The organism is Streptomyces sp. NPDC060002 (assembly GCF_042737245.1).
Classification (GTDB): domain Bacteria; phylum Actinomycetota; class Actinomycetes; order Streptomycetales; family Streptomycetaceae; genus Streptomyces.
The window spans coordinates 148201-173633 of sequence record NZ_JBHWUW010000001.1 but is presented as its reverse complement, the minus strand read 5'-3'; the positions used below and the strand labels follow the sequence as shown (position 1 = coordinate 173633).

Genomic DNA, 25433 nt, shown 5'->3' with positions numbered 1-25433 from the left:
TGAAACCGCGAGATCTCTTGTTCCGCCTGGTCCGGCTGTGCAAAGGTGAGCCCTGTCGGCGCACGGGCAACGATTTTCCCCGGTGCGCGCGAGACACCTCCCGTTCACACCCCCCACGCTTCAAAGAGCGGTACCCCCCCCCGCGGACGTCAGAGGTGCCGAACCCTGTGCGAGTCGATCCCGCTTCGTGCGGCGGGATCGCATACCCGATGGTATGGACTTTATGCCGCATACCCCCGGAAGGAATGCAGACCGTGAATGACGCAGGCCTGTCGAATTCCCCTTCGGCGCGCCGCTTCGACGCGACGGACGAACAGCTGAGCTCCGAGCTGAAGAAGTGGACGGGGGCGTCACCCGCGCTGCATCCCGTCGGTGAGCTCCTGGACCGCCACTGGGCGGCCGCTTTCGCCTACGCACGGCTGTGCACCGACGGCGAGCGCGCGGCGGGCATGCTCACCACGGCCGCCTTCACCCGGCTGTTCGGTGAGAGTCTGCGGCAGAACGGCCCGACGGCCGCGTGGCGCCCCCATCTGCTGGTCACCGTGCGCCGCATCGCCGGCGAATGGGACGCGGACGGCCGCCGTGACCTGCTGCACCCGGCGCTGCGCTCCGAGGGCGAGGACCGCGACCGCGCCGCCGCCCGGCTGCTGCCGCCGCTGAACCGGCGCATCCTGTCCCGGGCGTTCCAGCGGCTGCCCCAGTCCGCGCGCTGCCTGCTCTGGCACATCGAGGTCGAGGCCGAGCCCCTGGCGGTCCCGGCCGGACTGCTGGGCCTCGAGGACGAGGGCGCCCGGGTCGAACTGCGCAGGGCCCGCGAGCGGCTGCGCGAGGAGTGCCTCCAGGTGCACCGCGAACTCGCCACCGACGACGAGTGCCACCGCTACGACCGGCTGCTGGACGTCACCTGCCGCCGCGGCGGCGCAGATCTCGACCCCGATCTGCGCGCCCATTTGGAGCAGTGCCGGCACTGCCTGCACACCGCCGACCAGCTGCGGCAGTTCGAGGGTCTGCTCGGCGCCGCCCTGGCCGAGGGCATCCTGGGCTGGGCCGCCGCGGCGTACGTGGAGGTCAGGGTGGCCGGCGACGGCGAATCCGTCGAGACCGCCGCGGAGCAGCCCCGGAGCTATGCGGGCGAGGCCTTCACCGACGGGACCCCCGCCCCCGCGGCGCCCGGCACCGGAGCCGGCACGGACTCCCGCGCCGGGCTGCGCGCCGGGGCGATCGCCCGCATCGGATCGCGGGTCGGTGCCGCCGCACGAGCCGTGCCCGGCGCCGACTCCCGCCCCGGAGCGAGCCGTTCGGCCCAGAAGGCGGCCCGCCGCGCCCGCCGCCGCAACCTCGCCGCCGCCGTGCTGACCGTGAGCGGGCTGGTCGTGCTGCCGCTCGGCGTGTGGGCCGTCATCGGTTCCGGGGACGGAACCGCGCCCACCGCCGGCAGCAAGGCGGCGAAGACCCCGGCCGCCGGGACGGACACGGCCACCTCCGACCCGTCCTGGATCGACGCCGGCGAGGACGCCCAGGGCACCCTGCGCGGCCGTCTGCACAACGTGGCCTCCGGGCTGTGTATCGGCATCGTCGGCACCAAGGCCGTCAGCGGCGTCGAGACCGAACTCGCCGCCTGCTCCTCCGTGGCCGGCCAGCAGTGGTCGTACGAACCGGACGGGCTGGTGCGCAGCGCCGCCAACGCCGATCTGTGCCTCGACTCCCACCTGGGCTTCTCGGTGCGGCTGGCCCCGTGCGCGGGCGCCTCCCAGCCGGACCCCAAGAACGTCCGGTACGACTTCACGCTCCAGGGCACGCTCGTCCCGCGCTCGGGCCAGAACCTCGCGCTGGCCCCCGCCGCCACCGACGGATCGGGTGCCCTCGTCCTGAAGAACCGGGTGGACAGCGCGGCCCAGCGCTGGGTGATCGACACCTCGCAGCCCGACCCGCAGATGCAGTTCGTGAACTGGGGCGCCGACAGCACCGCCTCAAACGCCCCGGCGTCGACCCCGACGCCCAAGGCCGCGAAGACCCCGACGCCCACGCCGACGCCGTCCGCCGCCCCGACCACCACGAGCCCGACGGGCTCCTCCTCGGGCTCGAACACCACGTCCTGCTCGTACTACCCGTACTACTACTGCTCGTGGGACGGCCAGTCGAGCTCGTCCGGCGGCTCGGGATACGGCTACGGGGGCTCCGGGTACGGCAACGGATCCGGGGGATACGGCTCGGGTTCCGGGTCCGGCGGCGGGCGCAACTGACCCGAGCGGTCAGACCCCGACCACCTGGAGCGACGCCCACAGCGCCACGACGGCCGGGACCAGCGCGGCCGGCACCGTGAGCAGACCCAGCCGGGTGAACTCCCCGAGTCCGACACGTTCCTCGCGCGCCTGCACCACGCGCCGCCACAGCAGCGTCGCCAGAGACCCGGCGTAGGTGAGGTTCGGGCCGATGTTCACGCCGAGCAGCACCGCGAGCACCGCCCCGGTCCCGGCCGGGGCGGCGAGCGGCACCAGGACCAGCACCGCGGGCAGGTTGTTGATCAGGTTGGCGAGGACGGCGGCCAGCGCGGCGACGGCGAGCAGGGCGAGCAGGCCCGAGCCGTCCGGCAGGGCGTGCCGCAACGCGTCGGCGAGCCCGTTGTCGACGACCGCGCGCACCACGATGCCGAGCGCCAGCACGAACGCCAGGAACCCGGGCGCGGCGGCCCGCACCACGGCGACCGGTGTCACCCGCCGCCGCACCAGCGCGCGCCCGGCCATGACCAGGGCGCCGGCGAACGCGGCCCACGCCGGTTCGATCCCGACGGCGGACGCCACCACGAACCCGACGAGCGTGCAGGCGACGGTGACCAGCGCGAACAGCGGCAGCTCGGGTGCCGGGCCGTCGTCCTCGGCGGGCTCGGCGGCGGGCAGGTCGGCGGCGAAGAAGCGCCGGAAGACCAGGTACTCGGCGCCGATCGCGACCACCCAGGGCAACGCCATCAGAGCGGCGAACCGGGTGAAACTCAGCCCGCTCGCCTCGAACGCCAGCAGGTTGGTGAGGTTGGACACCGGCAGCAGCAGCGAAGCGGTGTTCGACAGGTGCGCGCACGCGTAGACGTGCGGTCTGGCCCGCACGCCCATCCGGGCGGCGGTGGCGAACACCACCGGTGTCAGCAGCACCACGGTCGCGTCCAGACTGAGCACGGCGGTGATCACGGAGGCCAGCGCGAACACCGCGACCAGCAGGCGCCGGGGACTGCCCGCCGAGCGCCGGGCCATCCACGCCCCGCAGGCCGTGAAGAGACCCTCGACGTCGCACAGGTGCGCCAGCACCAGCACCGCGGCGAGGAAGCCGACGACCGGTCCGAGCCGTTCGGCCTCCGCGAGCGCGTGCTCGGGCGAAACCGCCCCCAGGGCGATCACCAGGGCGGCGGCGGGGACGGCGACGAGGGCCTCGGACCGCCCGGCGGGGCGCAGCACGGCCCATCCGAGGGCGGCGGCGAGCAGGACGACGGACAGCGTTTCGGCGAGCGGGGCGTTGATGTGGATCTCCGGGAGCGGTGTGGTGGTGCCCGCCCAACTGACTGGTCCGGGTGTCCGTCCAGGAAAACACACGCGGGTAAAACGCCCGCCAAGTGACCGGAGGGCTGTCTTACTCCTCGTCGAGCAGGCTCAGCTCCGCCCAGATCGTCTTGCCCTCGGGGGTGTGCCGGCTGCCCCAGCGCTGGGTGAGCTGGGCGACCAGCAGAAGGCCGCGGCCGCCCTCGTCCCAGGTCTTCGCCCGGCGCAGGTGCGGGGCGGTGTGGCTGGTGTCGGACACCTCGCAGATCAGCGTGGTCGCGTCATGGATCAGCCGGAGCCGGATGGGGTGGGAGCCGTAGCGGATGGCGTTGGTGACCAGTTCGCTCACCACCAGCTCGGTGGTGAAGGACGCCTCGCTCAGTCCCCAGCGGGAGAGCTGTTCGACCGCCTGTTTACGGATGGGCGCGACCAGTGAGGGGTCGGCGGGGATGTGCCAGGTCGCGACCTGGGAGGAGGGCAGGCCCCGGGTGCGCGCGAGCAGCAGGGCCACGTCGTCGGCGGCGCCGCCGGGCGGGAGCAGGGCGTGCAGGATCCGGTCGCAGGTCTCGTCCAGGGAGTCCGAGTACGCCGCCAGCGTCTCGCTCAGCAGCCGCAGACCGGCGTCCACGTCCCGCTCGCGGGACTCGACCAGACCGTCGGTGTAGAAGGCGAGGACACTGCCCTCGCCGAGCTCCAGCTCGGCCGACTCGAACGGCAGTCCGCCCAGCCCCAGTGCGGGACCGGCCGGCAGGTCGACCCGCCGGGCCGGGCCGTCCGGCCGCAGCACCAGGGGCGGGGGGTGCCCGGCCCTGGCCAGCGTGCAGCGTCGCGACACGGGGTCGTACACCGCGTACAGACAGCTGGCGCCGACCTCGCCGGGGTTGTCCTCGCCACCGGCCTCCTCCGACAGCCGGACGACCAGGTCGTCCAGGTGGGTGAGCAGCTCGTCGGGGGCGAGGTCGATGTCGGCGAGGGTGCGCACGGCGGTGCGCAGCCTGCCCATGGTGGCCGAGGCCTGGATGCCCTGCCCGATGACGTCCCCGACGACCATGGCGACGCGCATCCCGGACAGCGGGATCACGTCGAACCAGTCGCCGCCGACCCCGGCGCGGGCGGCCGGCAGATAGCGGGAGGCGGCGTCGACGGCGGCGGTGCGGGGCAGGGTGCGCGGCAGCAGACTGCGCTGGAGGGCGAGGGCCGTCTCGCGCTCGCGGGAGAACCGGCGGGCGTTGTCGATGCAGACGGCGGCCCGGGCCGTGATCTCCTCGGCCAGCAGCACGTCGTCCGGGGTGAACGGGTCCGGCCGGCGGAACCGGGTGAGGACGGCGACGCCGAGCGTCATACCGCGCGCCTGGATCGGCACGGACATCGTGGAGTGGATGCCGAGCTCCCGCACCCGGGCGCCGCGTGCCGGGTCCCAGGCGAGCCACGCGTCCAGACCGCCCCCCGCCATGGAGCCGATGATGGTGTGCCCCGCGACCAGCGAGTCGGCCTGCGGCGACCCGGTCGGATACTCCTGCACCTCGCCGGGCTTGGCCACCGCCTCCGGGCTGCCCGGGTTCACCGAGTGGTGCGCGGCGCGCCGCAGTCCCACCGGCGGGCTGAACCGGCTCGGCAGCTCCCCGCCGTCCTGCGGGTCGAGCAGGTCGACGCTGACGAAATCGGCGAGCGCGGGCACGCAGACCTCCGCCAGTTCCTGAGCCGTCCGGATGACGTCGAGGGTGCTGCCGATGCGCACGCTGGCCTCGTTGACCAGCTGTAGCCGCTCGCGTGCGAGGTAGTTCTCGGTGAAGTCGTGGGCGGACAGGCACACGCCCCGGATCCGGCCGTCGGCGTCGGTGACGGGCGCCATCCGGGCCAGCCAGGCATGGGCCCGCGACTCGCCTCCGCTGCGTGTGTACGTCTGCACGTCCTGCGGCCGGCCGCTGGTGAGCACCTGCAGCATCTGCTGTTCGAGCTCCGTGCTCCGCGGTCCGCCGCTGATCTCGGCGAGCCGCAGGCCCCGGATGCGCTCCTCGGGCAGTCCGATGACCTCACGCATCGCGTCGTTGATCCGGCGCAGCCGCAGCCGGTCGTCGTAGACGGCCACCGCACAGGGGGACTGGACGAGGCCCGCCGCGGCGAGGAGACCGTCCGAGGAGCCGGAGCCGCCCCCGGCCAGCGGGGTGACGACGAGCCAGTGTCCGGGGGCGTCGGGCCGGGTGGGGAAGTGGTGGGCGAGCAGCCATACCCGGACCGGGCGGCCGTCGCGATGGCGCAAAGTGACTGTTCCGTGCCAGCGCACACCGGTGAAGTCGGGCGTCCCGTCGGCCAGCAGTTCCCCGGCGGGCCGGCCCAGGACATCGGCCGGGGTCCAGCCGAGCAGGGCCCGGGCGCCCTCGTTCCACCCGACCAGCGCGCCGGAGTCGTCGACGACCGCCCGGGCCGTCGCGGCCTCGTCGAACGGATACTCCGGACTCATCTCGGCACTCCATCGCGGACACTCACAGTGAACAGGCACGTCACTTCCGTTCCAGCCTAGTGTGTCCCGCTCCCGGGCGGACGGGAACCCCCACAGCTCGGCTGAACAGCGAGTTCCCGCCGAGGTCAAGAGCTAAAACCGGCCTGTCCTGCGCGATTCCCGTGCGATCCCTGTGCGAGGGAGATCCAGTGCGCCGCCGGGACGGGCGGACACCTCCGGCCCCTTGACGGGCAGGAGTGGTCCGTCGTCAGATTCTGTTTGTTAACGATCAGTTGTGAGTACTTCTGGTTCCTGATGAGGGAGAGCCGGCCATGACGGTCACTCGCAGATCGGTCCTTCTCGCCTCCGCGGCCGCACCGGCCGCCGGAGCGCTCCTCGGCACACCGGTGGCGCGGGCCGCCGCGGCCGCCGTGAGCGCCTCCGGCCGCCACACGGTCGCGCTGCGTGACGGCTGGCGCTTCGCGCTGGCCAACCCGGGCGGGATCACCGACCCGACCGGGCAGTACGCGGACGCGGCCGACCCCGGCCACGACGACTCGACCTGGCGTGCGGTGGCGGTTCCGCACGACTGGAGCATCGAGCAGACGCCCACCACGCAGAACGGCACGACCAGCGGTACCGGCTTCTTCCCCGGCGGCCTGGGCTGGTACCGCCTCGCCTTCACCCTGCCGCCCGGCCGCGCCGGCCGGCGGATCTCGGTCGAGTTCGACGGCGTCTACATGGACTCCTACGTCTACTGCAACGGCACCGAGGTCGGCCGGCACCCCTACGGCTACACGGGCTTCGCCCTCGACCTCACCGACCTGCTGCACACCGACGGCACCACCGAGAACGTGATCGCGGTCAAAGTGCAGAACCGGCTCCCGAGCAGCCGCTGGTACTCCGGCAGCGGCATCTACCGCGAGGCCCGCCTGGTCGTCACCGAGCCGGTGCACGTGGACCGCTGGGGCACGTACGTCACCACCCCCGAGGTCACCGACGAACGGGCCGTCGTCCGGGTCGCGACCACCGTGGCGAACGCGTCCGGCGCGAGCGCGGACGTCGAGGTCGTCTCCCGCGTCCTCGCCCCGAACGGCCGCACGGTCGCCCGCACATCCTCCACGGTCGCCGTATCCGACCGGGCCACGGAGACCCAGGAACTCACCGTGACCGACCCGCAGCGATGGGACTTCGAGACCCCGCGCCGCTACACCCTGGAGACCGAGCTGCGCGTCGCCGGCCGGGTCACCGACACCTACCGCACCCCGTTCGGCATCCGCAGCTTCCGCTTCGACCCGGACGAGGGTTTCCACCTCAACGGCAGGTACGCCAAGATCAAGGGCGTCGACCTGCACCACGACCTGGGCGCGCTCGGCGCCGCGATCAGCGTCGACGCCGTCCGCCGACAGATGACGATCATGAAGTCGATGGGCGTCAACGCCTTCCGCACCTCCCACAACCCACCGTCGCCGGAGATGATCCGGGTCTGCGAGGAACTGGGCATCGTGATGCTGGTGGAGGCCTTCGACTGCTGGAGGACCGGCAAGACGCGGTACGACTACGGGCGGTTCTTCGACGAGTGGTGCGAGCGGGACGCCACCGAGATGGTGCTCGCCGCCCGCAACTCGCCCGCCGTCCTCCTGTGGTCCATCGGCAACGAGATCACCGACTCCACCTCCACCGCCGGCCTCGCCATGGCGGACCGGATCATCACCGCGATCAGGGCGGCGGACGACACCCGTCCGCTCATCATCGGCTCGGACAAGTACCGCACCCCGCCCGCCAAGGGCTCCGCCGCCGACCTGATGCTCGCCAAGCTGGACGGCCTCGGCCTCAACTACAACACCGCCAAGTCGGTGGACGTCCTGCACACCACCTACCCGCACCTGTTCCTCTTCGAGTCGGAGTCGTCCTCGGAGACCTCGACCCGCGGGACCTACCAGGAGCCCCAGCACCTCAACACCGGCGAGAACCACACCCCGGGCAGGCGGGCGACCTCGTCCTACGACAACAACCTCGCCTCCTGGACGATGAGCGGCGAGTACGGGCACAAGAAGGACCGCGACCGGAAGTGGTTCGCGGGTCAGTTCCTGTGGTCGGGCATCGACTACATCGGCGAGCCCACCCCGTACAACGTCTTCCCGGTGAAGGCGTCGTTCTTCGGCGCGGTCGACACGGCCGGGTTCCCGAAGGACATGTACCACCTCTTCCGGAGCCAGTGGGCCGACGAGCCGATGGTCCATCTGCTGCCGACGACCTGGAACCACGAGGCGGGCGACACGGTCGAGGTGTGGGCCTACTCCAACGTCGGCACCGTGGAGCTGTACCTCGACGGAAAGTCCCTGGGCATACGGAAGTTCGACACCAAGAAGACCGTCGACGGCCGCACCTACCTGGAGACCACCGAGGCCACCGGCGACGACAGGACCTTCACGACAGGCCCCTATCCCGGCAGTTACACCAGCCCGAACGGCAGCGCGGGCAAGCTGCACCTGACATGGCAGGTGCCCTACAGGCCGGGTGAGCTGAAAGCGGTGGCCCGCAGGGGCGGCAGGACGGTCGCCACCGACGTGCTGCGCACGGCCGGCGCCCCGCACGCCGTACGCCTCACCCCGGACCGCAAGTCCCTCCCCGCGGACGGGCGTTCACTGGTCTTCGTCACCGCCGACGTGGTCGACGCGCACGGCACCGTGGTGCCCGACGCCGAACACCTCATCTCCTTCGAGGTGACCGGCGGCTCCCTCGCCGGCCTCGACAACGGGCGGGAGGAGAGCGCCGAGCGCTACCAGGCCAGTACGCGCACCGCCTTCCACGGCAAGGCTCTCGCCATCGTCCGCTCCGGCACCGGGACCGGCGCCCTGAAGGTGACCGCGCGTGTGGACGGCCTGCGCAAGGGCACGGCCACCGTGCGCACCACGGATGCCCGCTCGAAGGCGACCACCCCGGCCGCCGCCTTCGCCCCCGACCTGCCGGCGCCCGTCGACCACCCCTACGCGGACGCCAGTTACTCCGGTCGCCCGGACACCCTGCCCGCCGCCCTGCTGGACGGCGACCCGGCCACGGGCTGGTCCAACGCCTTCGCCAAGGCGGCGACCGCCCTGCTGCCCGCCTTCGGCGGGGCCCGGCCGCGGGACCGGGTCTCGGTGGACTACGGGCGCACCCGGGACTTCGACCGGGTGGAGGTGTCCTTCACCGTCGACGCCACGCACAGCCTGCCCGCGGCGGTCGAGGCTGAGGTGTGGGACGGTGAGCGCTATGTGCCGGTCACCGGGGCGACCGTCGACTGGGCCACCGCCTCGGACGCGCCGACGGCTCTCACCTTCGACCCGGTCCGCGGCTCCGGGCTGCGGCTGACCCTGACCAGCAGCGCACCCGGCACGAGCCAAGGATCGGTCCGCATCACCAAGTGGGAAGCCTGACCGGCTGACCGGCTTAGGTGGCACAGTTCCAGCGCGCCGCGCGGGACGCGGCCGGCGTCGAGCAGCAGCCGGGCGACGCCGTACTCCTCGTCGGCCCGACCGGCTGACCGGCTGGCCCGCCGACCTGCCCGTCGGCGGGTTTCCCACGCGGCCGTAGTCGGACCGCCGGCCCGCACGCCTCGCCGGGACCGCCACGGCCTGTCCCGTCCGGCTGGGACCGCCTTGGCTCGGACGGGCTCCGGCCCGGACCGGGCGGACCGTACTGGCTCGGACCGGGCGGACGGGCTCCGGCCCGGACCGGGCGGACCGTACTGGCTCGGACCGGGCGGCTCACACCGCTCCCGCCCGGCTCGGACCAGGCGGCCCGGCCCGGACCAGGCGGCCCGGGCCGCACGGCTCGGGCCGGTCGGCCGGCCCGGGTGCCGGCGCGGTCCGGTCGCCCCGCGCCGAAGGCGCCTCAGCCCGCGTCGGCGGCCTCGAACGTCACCTTCGCCGTGTCCACGGTGCCCGCGCCGCGCCCGGGTGCGCTCTGCCACGACCAGTACAGGTTGGTGTGGGCTATCACCTGTTCCGGCGCCGGAGCGCCGTACTTGCTCAGGTCCTGCGTCGTGTGCGCGTCGCCTGCCAGTGTCACGTCGTATCCCCGCACGAAGGCGCCGTGCAGCGTCGAGCGGATGCACGCGTCGGTCTGCGCCCCGGTGACGACGACCCGGCCCACCCCGCGCTCCGAGAGCACCGACTCCAGCACGGTGTCCTCGAAGGAGTCCTGGTAGTTCTTGTGCACGAGGGGCTCGGCGTCGAGGCGGACCAGTTCCTCGACGTACTCCCAGTTCTCGCTGCCCTGTTCGAGGTCGTCGTCGGAGTGCTGCACCCAGACGACCGGCACGTCCTGCGCGCGGGCCGCGTCGATCAGGGTGCCGATGTTCGCGATCACCTCGTCGCGCCGGGGCGCGCCCGCCACCACGCCCTTCTGGACGTCGATCACGAGCAGGGCGGTGTTCGGCCGGTCGGGCAGGGTGGTCATGAAGATCTCCGGTTCCTCGGCATGGGCCTGATCGGTGCTCGGACGGTCCACAGTAGGACGCGCCACTGACAACGGCCACGAAGTCATCTCGTCAGGACCGTTGACGGGGTGTCATGACTCCAACAAGCATGTCCTGCGACCCCGCTCTGGGAGCGCTCCCACGGGATGGCACCCGGATCCCGCACGGAGCGTCCCGCCCTCCCCGAGGAGCCTGGACGTGAAACGACGCAGAACCACCCTGCTGTCCCTCGCGGCCCTGCTGGGCGCGGCGCTCACCGCGCTGCCCGCGCAGCAGGCCGGTGCCGACGAGGTCGAACAGGTCAGGAACGGCGGCTTCGACACGACCGCCGACCCGTGGTGGACCAGCAACGTCACCGCCGCTCCCGCCGACGGCCGGCTGTGCGCGGACGTGCCGGGCGGCACCGTCAACCGCTGGGACTCCGCCGTCGGTCAGGACGCGATCACCCTGGTGAAGGGGTCGTCGTACCGGTTCTCCTTCAGCGCCTCGGGTGTGCCCGAGGGGCATGTGGTGCGGGCGATCGTGGGCCTCGGTGTCTCCCCGTACGACACCTGGTACGAGGCGACGCCGGTGCTGGGCGAGTCGGGAGACGCCCACACGTACACGTTCACCTCGCCGGTCGACAGCACCCAGGGGCAGGTCGCCTTCCAGGTCGGCGGGAGCGCGGATCCCTGGCGGTTCTGCCTGGACGACGTGTCGCTGCTGGGCGGGGTGCCGCCGGAGGTGTACCAGCCCGACACCGGGCCACGCGTGCGCGTCAACCAGGTCGCCTATCTGCCCGCCGGACCGAAGAACGCCACCCTGGTCACCGACGCCGGCGCGAAGCTGCCCTGGCAGCTCAGGAACGCGTCCGGGGCGACGGTCGCGCACGGCTGGAGCGTGCCGCGCGGTCTCGACGTCTCCTCCGGACAGCGCGTCCACTCCATCGACTTCGGCGGCTACCGCGCGCGCGGGACGGGCTTCACGCTGGTCGCCGACGGCGAGACCAGCCGCCCCTTCGACATCGGCACGGCCGACTACGACCGGCTCCGGCTGGACGCGGTGAAGTACTACTACACGCAGCGCAGCGGCATCGCGATACGGGACGACCTGCGGCCCGGCTACGGCAGGGCGGCCGGCCATGTGAACGCGGCTCCCAACCAGGGCGACTCCGCGGTCCCGTGCCGGCCCGGGGTGTGCGACTACACCCTCGACGTCACCGGCGGCTGGTACGACGCCGGTGACCACGGCAAGTACGTCGTCAACGGCGGCATCGCCACCTGGGAGCTGCTGAGCACCTACGAACGTTCCCTGCTCGCCCGCACCGGCGACCCGGCCGCTCTCGGCGACGGCACGCTCGCTCTCCCGGAGAGCGGCAACAAGGTGCCGGACATCCTCGACGAAGCCCGCTGGGAGCTCGACTTCCTGCTGAAGATGCAGGTACCGGACGGGCAGCCGCTCGCCGGCATGGCCCACCACAAGATCCACGACGAGCAGTGGACCGGCCTGCCGCTGCTGCCGAGCGACGATCCGCAGAAGCGCGAACTGCACCCGCCGACCACCACCGCGACCCTCAATCTGGCCGCCACGGCCGCCCAGGCGGCCCGCCTGTACCGGCCCTACGACAAGGCCTTCGCGGCGAAGGCGCTCACGGCCGCGCGCAAGGCCTTCACGGCGGCCCTCGCACATCCGGACGTGTACGCCGACCCGAACGACGGCGTCGGCGGCGGCGCCTACAACGACGACGACGCGACCGACGAGTTCTACTGGGCGGCCGCCGAGCTGTATCTGAGCACGGGGGAGAAGCAGTTCGCCGACAAGGTGGTGAACTCTCCCGTGCACACGGCCGACGTCTTCGTCCCCAGCGGCTTCGACTGGTCCCGCACGGCCGCCGCCGGCCGCCTCGACCTCGCGACCGTCCCGAACCGGCTGCCCGGCCGCGACAAGGTCCGCGCGTCGGTCGTGCGGGGCGCCGACACCTATCTCGCCACGCTGGCCGGACAGCCGTACGGCATGCCCTACGCACCCGACGGCAACCGCTACGACTGGGGCTCCAGCCACCAGGTCCTCAACAACGCCGTGGTCATCGCCACGGCCTACGATCTCACCGGCGCCTCGAAGTACCGGGCCGGGGCCGTCCAGAGCATGGACTACGTCCTCGGGCGCAACGCCCTGAACCTGTCGTACGTCACCGGCTACGGCGAGGTGAACTCCCACCATCAGCACAGCCGCTGGTACGCGAGCCAGCTGGACCCCGGCCTGCCGGACCCGCCGCGGGGGACCCTGGCGGGCGGCGCGAACTCGAGCATCCAGGACCCCTACGCGCAGGGGAAACTCCAGGGCTGCGTGGGCCAGTTCTGCTACATCGACGACATCCAGTCCTGGTCCACGAACGAAACCGCGATCAACTGGAACGCCGCGCTGGCCCGACTGGCCTCCTTTGTGGCGGATCAGGGAGAGGACCGGAGCAGTAATTGACCTTCCCTGATCAGTAGCGTGCAGGGTCGGACACCCTCCGGTACCGCGCGGTCATCAGTTTGACCTGGGGATATTTACGAGTAAGTACCCGCGCGGTACCGTGAAAGGCATGCCAGCCCTCAATGTGGAATTCAGCGATCGCGAGCTGGAGGACCTGCGGCAGATCGCCAAGGAACGCGGTACGTCGATGAAGGCACTCGTGCGGGAGGCGGCCGCCGCCGACATCGCGCGGCACCGGGCGCTCCAGGAGGGCGCGGAGGCCTTCCGCAGGTTCTTCGCCTCGCACGCGGACGAGTTCGCCGCCGCCTTCCCCGACGACGAACGCTCCGCGCGGGGCGAGGGGCGGGTCGCCTGACCGATGACCTCCGTCATCCACATCGACGTGCCCTGGCTGCTCCAGCGCCACGAAGAGGTTCTGCCGGAGCAGCCCACCGTCAACGACTTCTCGGCGCTGGTCGCCGCCGTCGCCCGGCACCGGGTCGATCCGCCAAAGCTCGGCGTGGACTCCGACCCGGCCTGGCGGGCCGCCGCGCTGCTGCACACCCTCACCCTGCTCAAACCCCTGCCCTCGGCCAACGCCCGCTTCGCCTGCGCGACGGCGGTGGCGTACATGTTCACCAGCGGGGCCGGCATCGATCCGCCGTACGGCGCGCTCGTCGACCTCGCCCGCGATCTGCTGGACGGGAAGACGGACGTCTACGGCGCGGCGGACCGGTTGCGGTCCTGGCAGATCTAGCCATGCGCAAAGCGTTTCGGGCCGCCGGCCGAGGGCGGGAGGAACAAGGCCGGCGGCCGTTTCGCGCAGGAGAGCCGCCGTCCTGCGCGGGGCCTCCGAGGAAGTGGCCGGTTCCAGCCAACTACGCGGGCCGGTGCGCCGGGAGCGTGCGCGGCGCCCCACTGTGTGCGCGTGTTTCACACGGGGCGCAAGGGCGGATTTCGGCCGGGTCGGCAGGGGCCGTCGAAAGGCGCGATGCCCGATGTGCGGCGGCCCCGCTATCGACTTTTCATCAACAAGGCGCAGCTTCAGCCGTCGCCTTGTTGTGCGCGACTCAGTTGTGCAAAGGTGAACCGCCCGTGCGGGGGGTCATGGCCGGGTCCCCTGCGTTCGTCGGCGGAGGCGAATTCACGCTCCCTGCCGCACCGAACAGGTACGTACCAAAGGAATTCGCTCAGTGCCCAGCCCTCAGCCTCCTCGTCCGCCCTACCCTCCGCCGGGCGGGGGTCCCGGAGAATCCGACGAGTCGCTCGCCGCGGGAATACGCGGCGGCGCGGACGGCGAGGTCGCCCAGTCCACCGCCCTGCTGATCGCCCGGCACTGGCGTCCGGTGCACGAGTACGCGGTCATCTGCCTCGCCTCCTCCGGGAGCGTCGCGTCGATGGTCACCGCGGCCGCCTTCCACCAGGTCCTCGACCGGCTGAAGCTGGGCGAGCCGGGGACCGCGCTGCGGCCCCGACTGCTGGTGACCGTGCGGGACATGGCCCGGCTGTGGTCAGCCGACGAGGAACTGTCCGGCGTGCTGCCGGTGCTGCGCAAGCCGGCCGGCGCCCGTGGGATGCGGGCCGCGAAGTCCATGACCCCGGAGAACCGGGTGCTGGCGGAACGCTCGTTCCAGGGCCTTCCCGCGGTCGCCCGGTGCGTCCTGTGGCACGTGGAGGTCGAGGCCGAACAGGTCACCGTCGCCGCCGGTCTGCTCGGTATGGACACCGACACCGTGGCCGCCGCGCTGGAGCAGGCCCGGGACAAGCTGCGCGAGGGTGTGGTCCGCGCCCACCGGGAGCTCGCGCCGAGCAAGGACTGCCGTTTCTACAACCGGCTTCTCGACGTTCCGATCCGCCGCGGCGGCGACCTCCTGCCGGACGTCCGCAAGCACCTGGACGAGTGCCGTTACTGCCGGGCCGCCGCCGAACAGCTCGGCCACTTCGAGAGCGGCCTCGGCGTGCTGCTCGCCGAGGCGGTGCTCGGCTGGGGCGCCCGCCGTTACCACGACACCCGCCCCGGCCGCGCCAAGCAGCAGACCGTACGGCTCAAGGGCTCCGCCCGGCACGGCCGTGGCACCCGCGGCAGAGGCGGCAACCTGCTCTCGCGCCTCCCCTCGCCCCGCCGGCGGTCGTCGGGGGAGTCACGCTCACCGCGCGCGCTGTTCACCGGTGTCGGCCTGGCCTCGGCGGGCCTGCTGACCACCCTGCTCGCCGCCGGCATGTGGTCGGACGACAGCGGCGCCGACCCGGCCGCCTCCACCAGCGGCAGCGTCCCCGGCATCGACTCGCAGGCCGCCACCGCCTCGCCGACCGCCCCGGGTACCGCCCAACTGCCCACCGCGCCACTGCAGACCAGGCTGCGCAACGCCGCCGCCGACCTCTGCCTGGACGTCCGGGGCGAGGCGAAGGCGGGCGCCTCCGTCGAACTGGCGGACTGCTCCTCCGACGCGACCCAGCAGTGGTCGTACGACGACGACGGGCAGTTGCGCAGCGTCGCCGGGCCCGGTCTGTGCGTGGACTCCCACGCGGACGCCGGGGTGGTCATCCTGGGCTCGTGCGTGGACGACAGCGACGCCCGCGGGGACGACGTCCGCTACGACCTCACCGTGCAGGGCGAGTTGCTGCCCCGCTGGGACGACGCGCTCGCTCTCTCACCGGCCGGTGAGAACCCGGGCGCGGATGTGGTCGTGAAGGTCCGCGACCACTCCACCGGCCAGCGCTGGCTCACCGACGTCGCCTCCGCCACTCCCGGTTCCCTCGCGGTCACCGGCACGGACGCGCCTGCGTCGGCCCAGCCGGTCGACCTGGCGGACGGCACCGCCTGAGGCACGAAGCACCCCGCCCCCGGCCGGTCCGGCAGTACGGCGGCGACCGGTGGCCGCGCGGTCACCCGCCCGTCGTCACCCGGCCTCCTCGACGAGGTCCGCCGGGCTCAGGGTCGCCGGGCCGGCGTGGCCGGACAGCGCCAGGGTGAGGTCGAACTCGGCGAGCAGACAGCGGATCACGTGCTCGACGCCAGGCTGACCGTCCAGGCCGAGGCCGTAGGCGTAGGGACGGCCCAGCAGTACCGCCCGCGCGCCGAGGGCGAGCGCCTTGAAGACGTCGTCGCCGGTGCGGACCCCGCTGTCGAACAGCACCGTCAGCCGGTCGCCGACCGCCCGCGCCACCCGGGGCAGCGCGTCGGCGGCCGCGACCGAACCGGCGACCTGCCGGCCCCCGTGGTTGGAGACCACCACGCCGTCCATCCCCGCGTCGGCGGCCAGCCGGGCGTCGTCGGGGTGCAGAACACCCTTGAGGACGATCGGCCCGTCCCAGTTCTCCCGCAGGAACGCCAGGTCCGGCCAGGTCTTGCCGGGGTCGGCGAACAGGCTGACGAAGTGCAGGACGGCCGCGTTCGGGTCCTCGTGGACCGGCTTGGCCAGGCCCGCCAGGAAGGCCGGGTCGGTGAAGTAGTTGGCGGTGCCCACGCCGTGCAGGAACGGCAGATAGGCCTGGTCGAGATCACGGGGCCGCCATGCGAGGAGCGGGGTGTCCAGGGTGACGACGAGCACCGTGAACCCGCTCGTCCGCGCCCGCCGGAGAAAACTGCGGGTCACCTCGCGGTCCTTGGACCAGTACAGCTGGAACCAGCGCTCGGCGTCCCCCATCGCCTCGGCCACCTGCTCGATCGGCGTGCTGGACGCCGACGACAGGATGAACGGCACCCCCCGCGCGGCCGCCGCCCGGGCCGCCGCGGACTCGGCCTCCGGATGCATGATCGACAGCACCCCGACCGGCGCGAGAGCGAGCGGCGCGGGCAGGGCGCGGCCCAGCACCTCGACCGACAGGTCCCGCTCGTGCACGTCCCGCAGCATGCGCGGCACGATCCGGCGACGCTCCAGGGCCGCACGGTTCGCCCGCGCAGTGCTGCCGTCCCCCGCGCTGCCCGCCACATAGCCGACCGGACCGGGCCCGAGGCGCTGCTCGGTGAGCTCCTCGAGCCGGGTCAGGTCGGTGGGCAGCCGGGGGACCGCGCCCGTCATGCCGTTGAGATAGATCTCGTACTGGAAGTCCGCCCAGTGCTTCGCCATCCGTACGTCCCGCCTCTCGCCGTCCCGTGGTCGATCGTCGTCACGCCGTCGCAGGGCGACCATACCGGCGGGTCGGTGGGGGGCGGTCGGGCGGTCAGGCGGTTCGGTCGACGGCCGACCCGGACGGTACGGCGGCGAGTTCGCCGGCGTCCGTGCCAGGACCGGTGATCGGCGGCACCGGCGCCTCCACGGTCCTGGCCAGCCGCGCCCCCTCGGGCCCGTACACCGCCCGGGGCTCGGGGAAGAGCCGCAGCAACGCCAGGTAGAGCACGGTGGCGACGGCCAGGGACAGCGGCAGACCGATGTCGATGCCGTTCGCGAGATCACCCAGCGGGCCGACGAACTGGCCCGGGATGTTGGTGAACAGCACACCGAGCAGCGCCGACACCCACCAGGCGGTCATGCCGCGCCAGTTCCAGCCGTGCGCGAACCAGTAACGCCCGCCGCGCTGACGGCGGTTGAAGACCTGGAGGGCCTCGGGGTCGTACCAGCCGCGCCGGGTCCAGAAGCCCAGCATCATCACGACCATCCACGGCGTCGTGCACGTGATGATCATCGTGGCGAACGTCGAGATGGACTGGACGAGGTCCAGGCCGAACCGGCCGACGAAGATGAACACGATCGACAGCAGACCGACCAGCACGGTCGCCCGCACCCGCGACAGCCGCGGGAACACCGACGAGAAGTCCAGACCGGTGCCGTAGAGCGAGGTCGTGCCCGTGGACATCCCGCCGATCAGGGCGAGCAGACACACCGGCAGGAAGAACCAGGTCGGTGAGATCGCCAGCAGCCCGCCCACGAAGTCGGGCGCGGCCGGGTCGACGTACTCCGGGGCCTTCGACGCGATGATGCTCGCCGTCGCGAGGCCGAAGACGAACGGCAGCAGGGTGGCGATCTGCGACAGGAACGCGGCGCCGACCACCCTGCGGCGTGGGGTCGCGGCCGGGATGTAGCGCGACCAGTCGCCGAGGAACGCTCCGAACGACACCGGGTTGGACAGCACGATCAGCGCCGCGCCGAAGAAGGACGGCCAGAACAGCGCGTCGGTGGCCGCGTCCGCGGAGTCCGTGAAGACGCCCGCGTACGACGCGTCGAAGTCGCCGGCGAAGGCGATCGCGCCGAGGAGGAACAGCACCGTGGCCGAGGCGACCGCGACCTTGTTGACGAACAGCATGAACCGGAAGCCGTATACACAGACCGCGAGCACCAGCCCGGCGAACAACGCGTAGGCGACGGCGTACGTCAGATCGCCGCGGGGGAGGCCGAAGAGCCGGTGCGCGCCGCCGACCAGGGCGTCGCCGGAGCTCCACACCGAGATCGAGAAGAACGCGATCGCCGTAAGCAGGGAGAGGAACGAGCCGACCACGCGGCCGTGCACACCGAGGTGCGCGGAGGAGGAGACGGCGTTGTTGGTGCCGTTGACCGGCCCGAACACCGCCATCGGGCACAGGATCAGCGCGCCCACGACCACCCCGAGGAGGGTGGCGGCGAGACCCTGCCAGAAGGACAGGCCGAAGAGGATCGGGAAGGCGCCGAGCACGCAGGTGGAGAAGGTGTTCGCGCCGCCGAAGGCGAGCCGGAACAGGTCGAGGGGCGTCGCGGTGCGCTCGGCGTCCGGGATGCGGTCCACGCCGTGGGACTCGACCTCGGTGAGGGACGGGGAAGACGCCGACGGCGCGGACGGGGCGGGTTCGGGGGACGGCGGGGTCAAGGGAGCTCCAGCAACAGACGGTCGACGGTGGAGCGCGGGGTGGCGCGGCACGGTGAGCGGCCGTCCCGTCGCGGGGTGGGCGACGCGGGCGGATGCCGTCACTGATCGGGGTCTGCCGAACCTACGGCGTGGGGCAAGACCCCGACCAGAGGATGAATCATCCTTCTTCCGTGTCGGGAGTGGACGAATCAGCCACCTCTCCGTGTTCGGAGCCGGAGCCGGAGCCGTCGGGGTCGGGACCCGTGTCCGGTCCCTGGGCCCGCACCCGCTGGACCTGTTCGAGGGAGTCCCGCAGTTCGGTGAGCCAGTCGTCGGTGTGGCGCTGGACCAGCCGCACGCACCAGGCGAGCGCGTCGCTGCGGCTGCGGGCCACGCCCGCGGCGATCAGGGTGTCGAGGACCTGGCGTTCGGGCTGCCGCAGCCGGGTCATGACGGGCGCGGCCACGTGGGTGAACAGGGCGCGCTCCCCGTCGCACACCACACCCCAGGACACCTTGCGCCGGAACCGGTGCTCGGCGTCGCGGGCCATGGCGATCCGGGTCTCCCGGGTGCGCTCCCGGAACTCCTGGATCCGGGCGGTGACCGCCGCCTCCCGCTCGGCGGGTCGGGCGTCCTCGGTGAGCCGGGGCGCGGGGATGCGGCCGATCACGGTGATCTCCTCGCGGTCGACCGTCACCTCGGCCGGCTCCTCGAAGAGGTCGTCGGGCAGGCGACCCGCGAACCAGCCCCTCAGCTTCTCTTTCTGCTCGGTCGTAATCATGTAATGACGATTACTCCGCTGGTCGATGAACACAAGGGGTCGAGAAGAAGTCCGCCGAGAGCGGAAGGGAGGGGTGCGCGGAGGGATCGGGGCGGGTGAGCGGAATGTTTCAGGCCGATTAACGAAGCTATGGAAACCGGTCATCGCGTCGACCGAAGGGATCAAGAAGCGCTTGCTTTCGGCGTTGGAACGTTCGAATTTCGTTACTTCTCGCCACTGCTTCAATACGCAAGGTTACTGAAACCCATGGGGTCGATGTGAGATTCGGCGGCGGACTCGGCAGACTCACGCTCGCCGGGTTCGACACCGACCGAGTTGGACCGGCACACCCCCGAATCGAGCGGAAGGATGCACACAATGCGGAACACCGCGCGCTGGGCAGCGACCCTCGGCCTCACGGCCGCCACCGTCTGCGGATCCCTCACCGGGTCCGCGCTCGCCGCCCCGGCCGCAGCGCCGACCTCCCTCTACGCCCCGTCGGCCCTCGTGCTGACCGTGGGTCACGGAGAGAACGCCGCCACCGTCAACGCGGCCCGGGCCGTCACCCTGAACTGCGCCCCGACGCCCTCCGGCACCCATCCCGCGGCCGCCCTCGCCTGCGCCGAACTGCGCGCCGCCGGCGGCGACCTCGACGCCCTGGCCGGTCCGGGTGACGCCGTCTGTACGAGGCAGTACGACCCGGTGGTCGTCACCGTCGACGGCGTATGGCAGGGCAGGCGCGTCTCCTTCGAGCGCGCCTTCTCCAACGAGTGCGTGAAGAACGCTGCCGGGAGCAGCCTCTTCGCGTTCTGAGACCGGGATCGCGTGGTCCCCGTGGACGCCGAGAGAGGCTCGCGAGGTGGGGAGTGCGGGCCCCTGGCACGGGAGCAGCGCGATTCCGTACCCGGAGGCCGGACGGGCAGTGTGGGGCTGCCCGCCGGTCTCCGGTGCATGTGTGGGCGGAAGGGCACGCGGACGGCCTAGGACCGCTCCCGGTGGCTGGTGTCGCACCAGGGATAGCGGCGGCTGCGCCGGCAGGTGCACAGGGCGACCCGGAAACGGTCGGAGGTGACGGTGCTGCCGTCCTCCAGTTCCACCTCGACCGGCCCCTCCACGAGCAGCGGGCCCCGGCGCTGGACGCTGATCCGGCAGGGCCTGTCAGCAGGGGAGTTCGGCACGGACGACCACCAGTTCCTCGTTCTCGTCGTCGGCGGACAGCAGGCCCCGCTCCCGCAGCCAGTCCCTGCGCTCCCGCAGGACCGGGCCGAAGGGGATACGGCGGCGTCGCGTCACGGACGCCTTCAGGCCCGACGCGCGCAGCGCCGTCAGGGTGCTCGCGGGGTCGCTGAGCGCGGAGTGGACCATCAACAGCACTCCGCCGGGCCGCAGCAGCAGGGGCGCCTCCAGGCAGATCCGGTCCAGCACGAGCCTTCCGTCACCGCCGCCGTCCCAGGCCCGGGCCGTCCCGCGGCCCGCACGGTCGCCGGCCGGGGCGGGCACGTAGGGCGGGTTGGTCAGGATCAGGTCGAAGGACTGTCCGTGCACCGGGGCGAAGAGATTGCCGCGGTGTACACGCACCGGCAGTCGTTCCCGCCAGGCGTTGAGGCGGGCGGAGTACACCGCGCGCCAGGACACGTCGACCGCGGTGACCCGCGTGCCGCGCCGTGCGGCCTCCAGAGCCAGCGCGCCGCTGCCGGTCCCCACGTCGAGGACGTCGGCGCCCGGGAGCAACGGTTCTTCGGACAGGGCCCCGGCCAGCAGGGCGGTGTCCTCCTGAGGGGCGTACACGCCCGGGAGTGCGAGAGGATTCACGCCGACCAAGTACCCCGACAATCAGGAAATATGGGCTTTTTCCGGTTCGGTGAGTGGGGCACGCACCGAGGACTCTCCCGCGCGCCAGGCGCTGAGCAGGCGGGCGGCGAGGCGGTCCTCCAGATACCCGGTGGCGTCGAGGCCGAAGGTGATGTCGGGGGCCAGGTGCGGTTCCTCCTCCAGCAGACCGCCGATGACGTCGTGGCGCACCACCTGCTCGTGCACCGCGTCGGCCTCGACGTGCTCGTCGTAGAAGTGCTCGGCGGCGGGCCCGGCCTCCACGCGGCGCATCGCCTGCGCGAGCCGCCGGGAACCGGGCGAGGAGGTGATCTCGACCGCCGCGAAGTGGCCCACGAGCGCGCCCCTGAGAGCCCGGTGCAGGCCGAAGAGGGACATCATGTTGACCGTGGCCAGCGTCTCGGCGCACGCGGCGTCCAGATAGCGGCCGTAGGTGGTGTCGAGGCCCAGGTCCGTCATCAGGTCCGCGAACAGCCGTGCGTGGACGCGGTCGGGGCGGCCGCCGCCCCACTCGTCGAATTCCACCGCCGCCATCGCCGCCTTGGCCCGGCCCCACAGCCTCGGCAGCACCCACGCGTGCGGGTCCGCCTCCTTGAGGTGGTACAGGGACCGCTGGGCCGCGTACTCGCGCACCTGCCACAACTCGCCCTCGGCCGCGAGGAAATGGCTGACGCCCGAGCCCTCCACCGGCTCGACGAGCAGCTCGGCGAGGGCGTCCTCGACGGAGTCGTGGGCCGGTGTGTCCTCGCGCAGGGCGGTCAGAAAGCGGTGCTCCAGCGCGGCCCGCACCCGCAGCAGGCCGGGATCCCACTCCCGGTCAGGGGCCACCCCCGCGAAACCGCGGTAGTGCAGCTCGTAGCAGAGGTACAGGGCCAGCTGGAGGTCGTCGCCGTACGCGGACGCGGAGGCGACCGTCTCCGCCGCCGGAAGCGGATCGGTGCCCGCCAGATATCCGCGGACGGCCGCGGACACCGGGCCGCGGGCGACCGGCAGCTGTGGTCCATGGGGGTCGTGTGCCATACGCGCCGGGTACCCAGCGGGCACCGGGCCACCCTCCGGGCACGGATCACGCGGAGCGACACTCCGCATCCGACGGCCCCGACGACTCACCCCGGCCGGACCGGACCACGGCCGAACCATGCCCGCCCACCAGGCCGTGAAGTGGTCTCGGTCGGCGTTCGGGCAGGTCAGGGGCCGTGTTGCGCGAGGCGCAGGGGTACCGGCTCCGGGGGTGCGTCCGCCTCGGTGTCGACCAGCCGGGTGACCTCGGCCCACCAGGCCGGGCCGTCCTCCATGTGCCGCAGCATGACGCCCTCGCGGATCGCCCACGGGCAGACGGTCACCGAGGTCAGCCCGGTCAGCTTCATCGCCGTGTGCCCGATCACCGCGCCGGCCAGGCTCTGCGCCGCGCGCGGCGCGGAGATGCCGGGCAGCCGGGCGCGCTCGGCTGCGGGCAGCGCGGCCAGGGTGGAGATGGCCTCGCGCAGGTCGCCGCGGCGCAGGGTGCGGTCCATGAAGGGGCCGTGCCGTCCGGGGGCGGCCCCGCACAGCCGGCCGAGCTGCTGGAAGGTGCGGGAGGTGGCCACCGCCGTACGCGGACCCTCCCAGCGGACCCGGGCGGCCACGTCCCTGAGCTGGTGACGGATCCGGCGCCGTGCCGCACGGAGGGCCTCGGCGGGCGGCGGGTCGTGGTCCGCGAAGAAGTCGTGGGTGAGCCGGCCGGCCCCCAGCGGCAGCGAGGCCACGAAGTCCGGCAACCGGCCCCGGCCGAAGGCCACTTCGAAGGAACCGCCGCCGATGTCCAGCAGGGCGAGCGGGCCGCAGCGCCAGCCCATCCAGCGGCGGGCCCCGAGGAACGTCAGCTCGGCCTCCACCTCGCCCGGCAGGGTGCACAGCGCGACGCCGGTCCTGGACCGGACCTCGCGCAGCACCTCGCGCCGGTTGGGGGCCGCGCGCACCACGGCGGTCGCGAAGGCCAGCGGGCCCGCCGCACCCCACCGGTCCGCGGTCCTGGCCGCCGCGGCGACCGCGCGGACGAGCCGTTCCACGGCCTCGTCCGGGATGGGGTCGCCCGGGGCGACCTGCTCGGCCAGCCGCAACCGCCACTTGGCCGTGTGCACCGGCAGAGGGACGCCGCCCGCCGCGTCCGCCACCACCAGCCGCACGGTGTTGGACCCCACATCCAGCACGCTGATTCTCATGGACCGCGAGTACCCAGGCTTAAACATCTCCGTGCCGTGCACCTCGGTGACGCGGCACGAAGGGGCCGCCGTCCCTCGCGGACGGCGGCCCCTCTCCCTGGTGCGGCTCTGCGGCTCTGCGGCTCTGGCCGAAGGCCCGTCACATGTGGACGACCGGTGCCGCGTCCGCGTCCTGCTGCGGAACCCCGCGGCGGAAGAGCAGGAAGGCGATGACCGCGCCCGCCGCGAAGAAGCCGGCCGACCACAGGAAGGCGGTGGTGTAGCTCTCGATGGTGGCCTGCGCCTGGACCAGTTCGTTCGCCGGGTTCTTCCCCACGAGGTAGTCGGCGGCGGCGCTCGCCGCCAGGGTGTTCAGCAGGGCCGTGCCGATCGAACCGCCCACCTGCTGCATGGCGTTGACCGTGGCGGAGGCCACGCCGGCGTCCTCGGCGGCGACCCCGCCGGTGGCCATCTGCATGGCGGGCGGCATGACCAGGCCGAGGCCGATACCGGTGATGACGAGTTGCGGCAGCACCGCACTCAGGTAGTGGGAGCCGACGCCGATCCCGGTCAGCCAGGCCATGCCCACCGCGGCGATCGCGAAGCCCAGCGGGATGACCGCCTTCGGGCCCAGGCGCGGTACCAGGGCCGTGGTGCCGATCTGCGCCGCCACCATGAGCGCTCCGACCATCGGCAGGAACGCCACACCCGTCCTGGTCGGGCTGAAGCCCAGGTTCAGCTGCAGGTAGTACGTGAGGAAGAGGAACACGCCGAACATGCCGGCGCCGGAGATCAGCACGGCCAGGAACGAGGCCGCCCGGTTGCGGTCGAGGAGGATGCGCAGCGGCAGCAGCGGGTGCGCGGCCCGGGTCTGCCACCAGGTGAAGGCCGCGAGCAGCGCCCCGCCCGCGATCAGGAAGCCCCAGGTCTGCGGTGAGTCCCAGTCGTGGGTCTCCGCGTTGGAGAAGCCGTACACCAGGGAGAACAGACCGGCGGCGACCAGGACCGTACCCGGCACGTCCAGCTTGGAGTTCTGGGCGTCGCGGTGGTTGGAGAGCAGCAGCCAGCCGCCCGCGAAGGCGACGACGGCGATGGCCACGTTGACGTAGAGCGTCCAGCGCCAGTCGAGCGCGTCGGTCAGGATGCCGCCGAGCAGCAGGCCCACCGCGCCGCCCGCGCCGGCGATGGCGCCGTAGACGCTGAACGCCTTGGCGCGTTCCTTGGCGTCGGTGAACGTGGTGTTGAGCAGCGACAGCGCGGCGGGCGCGAGGAGCGCGCCGAAGGCTCCCTGCAGCGCGCGGGCGGTGACCAGCATCTCGAAGTCGGTCGCGGCGCCGCCGAGCGCCGAGACGGCGGCGAAGCCGACGACGCCGATCAGGAAGGCCGTCTTGCGGCCGAAGAGGTCGGCTATCCGGCCGCCGAGCAGCAGCAGGGAGGCGAACGCCAGCGCGTACGCGGTGACGATCCACTGCCGGTTGCCGTCGGAGAAGCCGAGGTCGGCCTGGGCGGAGGGCAGGGCGATGTTCACGATGGTGGCGTCCAGCACCACCATCAGCTGGGCCAGGGCGACGACGGCGAGGATCCACCACTTCTTGGCGGATGCTGCGGACGGCCCCTGGTCGGCGCCCGTGCGGGTGCCGTCCGTCAAGGTCTTCGGGGACAAGGGGAACCACTCCAGGGACGTGAGGGCAGGGAACACGTAAACGAAACGGTTTCGTACACATCGAGGTTAGACCAGTTTCAGCGAAACGGCAAAGTTTCGTTAGTGAGGGAGCCCGGACATGCGCGGCGGCGTGTTCGACGTAGGCGGCACGGGGCTGTACCGCGAGGTGCGCGGCAGCGGCCCGGCGCTGCCGATGATCAGCGGGGCCGGGGGAGACGCGGGCTACCGCACGGCCGTGGCCGAGGACCTCGCCGACGCCTTCACGGTGATCACCCACGACCGGCGCGGCAACTCCCGCAGCGAGGGCCCTACCGACCGCGACGACTGCGGACGACGCGTCTCGCCGAGCAGGCGTCCGACGCCCGCGCGCTGATC

General features: G+C 72.5%; 19 protein-coding genes. 8 read left to right on the top strand and 11 right to left on the bottom strand.

Translation table 11 applies throughout. From position 1 onward, the window contains the following. Positions 1 to 245: 245 nt before the first annotated feature. Positions 246 to 2243, top strand: coding sequence for a ricin-type beta-trefoil lectin domain protein (locus ACFWBD_RS00705; RefSeq protein WP_385660641.1), 1998 nt, complete (start codon positions 246 to 248; stop codon positions 2241 to 2243). Between the two features lie 9 nt (positions 2244 to 2252). Here the strand turns inward: ACFWBD_RS00705 and ACFWBD_RS00700 are convergent, their stop codons facing one another. Continuing rightward, positions 2253 to 3509, bottom strand: coding sequence for an arsenic transporter (locus ACFWBD_RS00700; protein ID WP_385661478.1), 1257 nt, complete (start codon positions 3507 to 3509; stop codon positions 2253 to 2255). Between the two features lie 109 nt (positions 3510 to 3618). Next, entirely contained in the window at positions 3619 to 5988 is a 2370-nt protein-coding gene (locus tag ACFWBD_RS00695; protein ID WP_385660638.1) for a SpoIIE family protein phosphatase, read from the bottom strand. 311 nt (positions 5989 to 6299) lie between these two features. Between ACFWBD_RS00695 and ACFWBD_RS00690 the strand changes: the two genes are divergently transcribed. After that, on the top strand, positions 6300 to 9386 hold the full coding sequence (locus tag ACFWBD_RS00690) for a glycoside hydrolase family 2 TIM barrel-domain containing protein (protein WP_385660635.1): 3087 nt from the start codon (positions 6300 to 6302) through the stop codon (positions 9384 to 9386). 457 nt (positions 9387 to 9843) lie between these two features. Here ACFWBD_RS00690 and ACFWBD_RS00685 read toward each other — a convergent pair whose 3' ends face one another. Beyond that, positions 9844 to 10410 (bottom strand): cysteine hydrolase family protein, encoded by a 567-nt coding sequence (locus ACFWBD_RS00685; RefSeq protein WP_385660632.1) that lies wholly within the window; start codon positions 10408 to 10410, stop codon positions 9844 to 9846. A gap of 217 nt (positions 10411 to 10627) precedes the next feature. Between ACFWBD_RS00685 and ACFWBD_RS00680 the strand changes: the two genes are divergently transcribed. The 4 genes from ACFWBD_RS00680 (at position 10628) to ACFWBD_RS00665 (ending at position 15690) form a co-directional block, all read left to right on the top strand. Further along, positions 10628 to 12886, top strand: a complete 2259-nt coding sequence (locus ACFWBD_RS00680) for a glycoside hydrolase family 9 protein (protein ID WP_385660629.1) — start codon at positions 10628 to 10630, stop codon at positions 12884 to 12886. Between the two features lie 109 nt (positions 12887 to 12995). Then, positions 12996 to 13241, top strand: coding sequence for a hypothetical protein (locus ACFWBD_RS00675; protein WP_385660626.1), 246 nt, complete (start codon positions 12996 to 12998; stop codon positions 13239 to 13241). 3 nt (positions 13242 to 13244) lie between these two features. After that, positions 13245 to 13622, top strand: a complete 378-nt coding sequence (locus ACFWBD_RS00670) for a toxin Doc (protein WP_385660623.1) — start codon at positions 13245 to 13247, stop codon at positions 13620 to 13622. Positions 13623 to 14058: 436 nt separating this feature from the next. Further along, positions 14059 to 15690 carry an RICIN domain-containing protein gene (locus tag ACFWBD_RS00665; RefSeq protein ID WP_385660620.1) on the top strand — a complete coding sequence of 544 codons (1632 nt, stop codon included), beginning with the start codon at positions 14059 to 14061 and terminating at the stop codon, positions 15688 to 15690. Between the two features lie 75 nt (positions 15691 to 15765). On the opposite strand, the gene ACFWBD_RS00660 is transcribed toward ACFWBD_RS00665, so the two are convergent. The 3 genes from ACFWBD_RS00660 to ACFWBD_RS00650 all read right to left on the bottom strand — a co-directional run bounded on the left by ACFWBD_RS00660 (position 15766) and on the right by ACFWBD_RS00650 (position 19406). Beyond that, positions 15766 to 16935 carry a lactate 2-monooxygenase gene (locus tag ACFWBD_RS00660; RefSeq protein ID WP_385660617.1) on the bottom strand — a complete coding sequence of 390 codons (1170 nt, stop codon included), beginning with the start codon at positions 16933 to 16935 and terminating at the stop codon, positions 15766 to 15768. Positions 16936 to 17029: 94 nt separating this feature from the next. Next, on the bottom strand, positions 17030 to 18646 hold the full coding sequence (locus tag ACFWBD_RS00655; RefSeq protein ID WP_385660615.1) for a purine-cytosine permease family protein: 1617 nt from the start codon (positions 18644 to 18646) through the stop codon (positions 17030 to 17032). A 157-nt stretch (positions 18647 to 18803) separates the two neighbouring features. Beyond that, positions 18804 to 19406, bottom strand: a complete 603-nt coding sequence (locus ACFWBD_RS00650; protein ID WP_385660612.1) for a hypothetical protein — start codon at positions 19404 to 19406, stop codon at positions 18804 to 18806. A gap of 357 nt (positions 19407 to 19763) precedes the next feature. Here ACFWBD_RS00650 and ACFWBD_RS00645 point away from each other — a divergent pair, with 357 nt between their 5' ends. Next, positions 19764 to 20198 (top strand): protease inhibitor, encoded by a 435-nt coding sequence (locus ACFWBD_RS00645; RefSeq protein ID WP_385660611.1) that lies wholly within the window; start codon positions 19764 to 19766, stop codon positions 20196 to 20198. Between the two features lie 167 nt (positions 20199 to 20365). On the opposite strand, the gene ACFWBD_RS00640 is transcribed toward ACFWBD_RS00645, so the two are convergent. The 5 genes from ACFWBD_RS00640 to ACFWBD_RS00620 all read right to left on the bottom strand — a co-directional run bounded on the left by ACFWBD_RS00640 (position 20366) and on the right by ACFWBD_RS00620 (position 25058). Next, positions 20366 to 20563 carry a CDGSH iron-sulfur domain-containing protein gene (locus ACFWBD_RS00640; RefSeq protein ID WP_062643333.1) on the bottom strand — a complete coding sequence of 66 codons (198 nt, stop codon included), beginning with the start codon at positions 20561 to 20563 and terminating at the stop codon, positions 20366 to 20368. Further along, on the bottom strand, positions 20544 to 21173 hold the full coding sequence (locus tag ACFWBD_RS00635; protein WP_385660607.1) for a HemK2/MTQ2 family protein methyltransferase: 630 nt from the start codon (positions 21171 to 21173) through the stop codon (positions 20544 to 20546). The genes ACFWBD_RS00640 and ACFWBD_RS00635 overlap by 20 nt, the downstream gene beginning before the upstream one ends. A 45-nt stretch (positions 21174 to 21218) precedes the next feature. Further along, on the bottom strand, positions 21219 to 22235 hold the full coding sequence (locus ACFWBD_RS00630; RefSeq protein ID WP_385660604.1) for an iron-containing redox enzyme family protein: 1017 nt from the start codon (positions 22233 to 22235) through the stop codon (positions 21219 to 21221). A 167-nt stretch (positions 22236 to 22402) separates the two neighbouring features. Then, on the bottom strand, positions 22403 to 23416 hold the full coding sequence (locus tag ACFWBD_RS00625) for a Ppx/GppA family phosphatase (RefSeq protein ID WP_385660601.1): 1014 nt from the start codon (positions 23414 to 23416) through the stop codon (positions 22403 to 22405). Positions 23417 to 23555: 139 nt separating this feature from the next. After that, positions 23556 to 25058 carry an MFS transporter gene (locus ACFWBD_RS00620; RefSeq protein ID WP_385660598.1) on the bottom strand — a complete coding sequence of 501 codons (1503 nt, stop codon included), beginning with the start codon at positions 25056 to 25058 and terminating at the stop codon, positions 23556 to 23558. A 118-nt stretch (positions 25059 to 25176) separates the two neighbouring features. Between ACFWBD_RS00620 and ACFWBD_RS00615 the strand changes: the two genes are divergently transcribed. Then, positions 25177 to 25431: an alpha/beta fold hydrolase gene (locus ACFWBD_RS00615; protein WP_385660596.1), complete on the top strand. Its 255-nt coding sequence runs from the start codon at positions 25177 to 25179 to the stop codon at positions 25429 to 25431. The last annotated feature ends 2 nt before the right edge of the window (positions 25432 to 25433 follow it).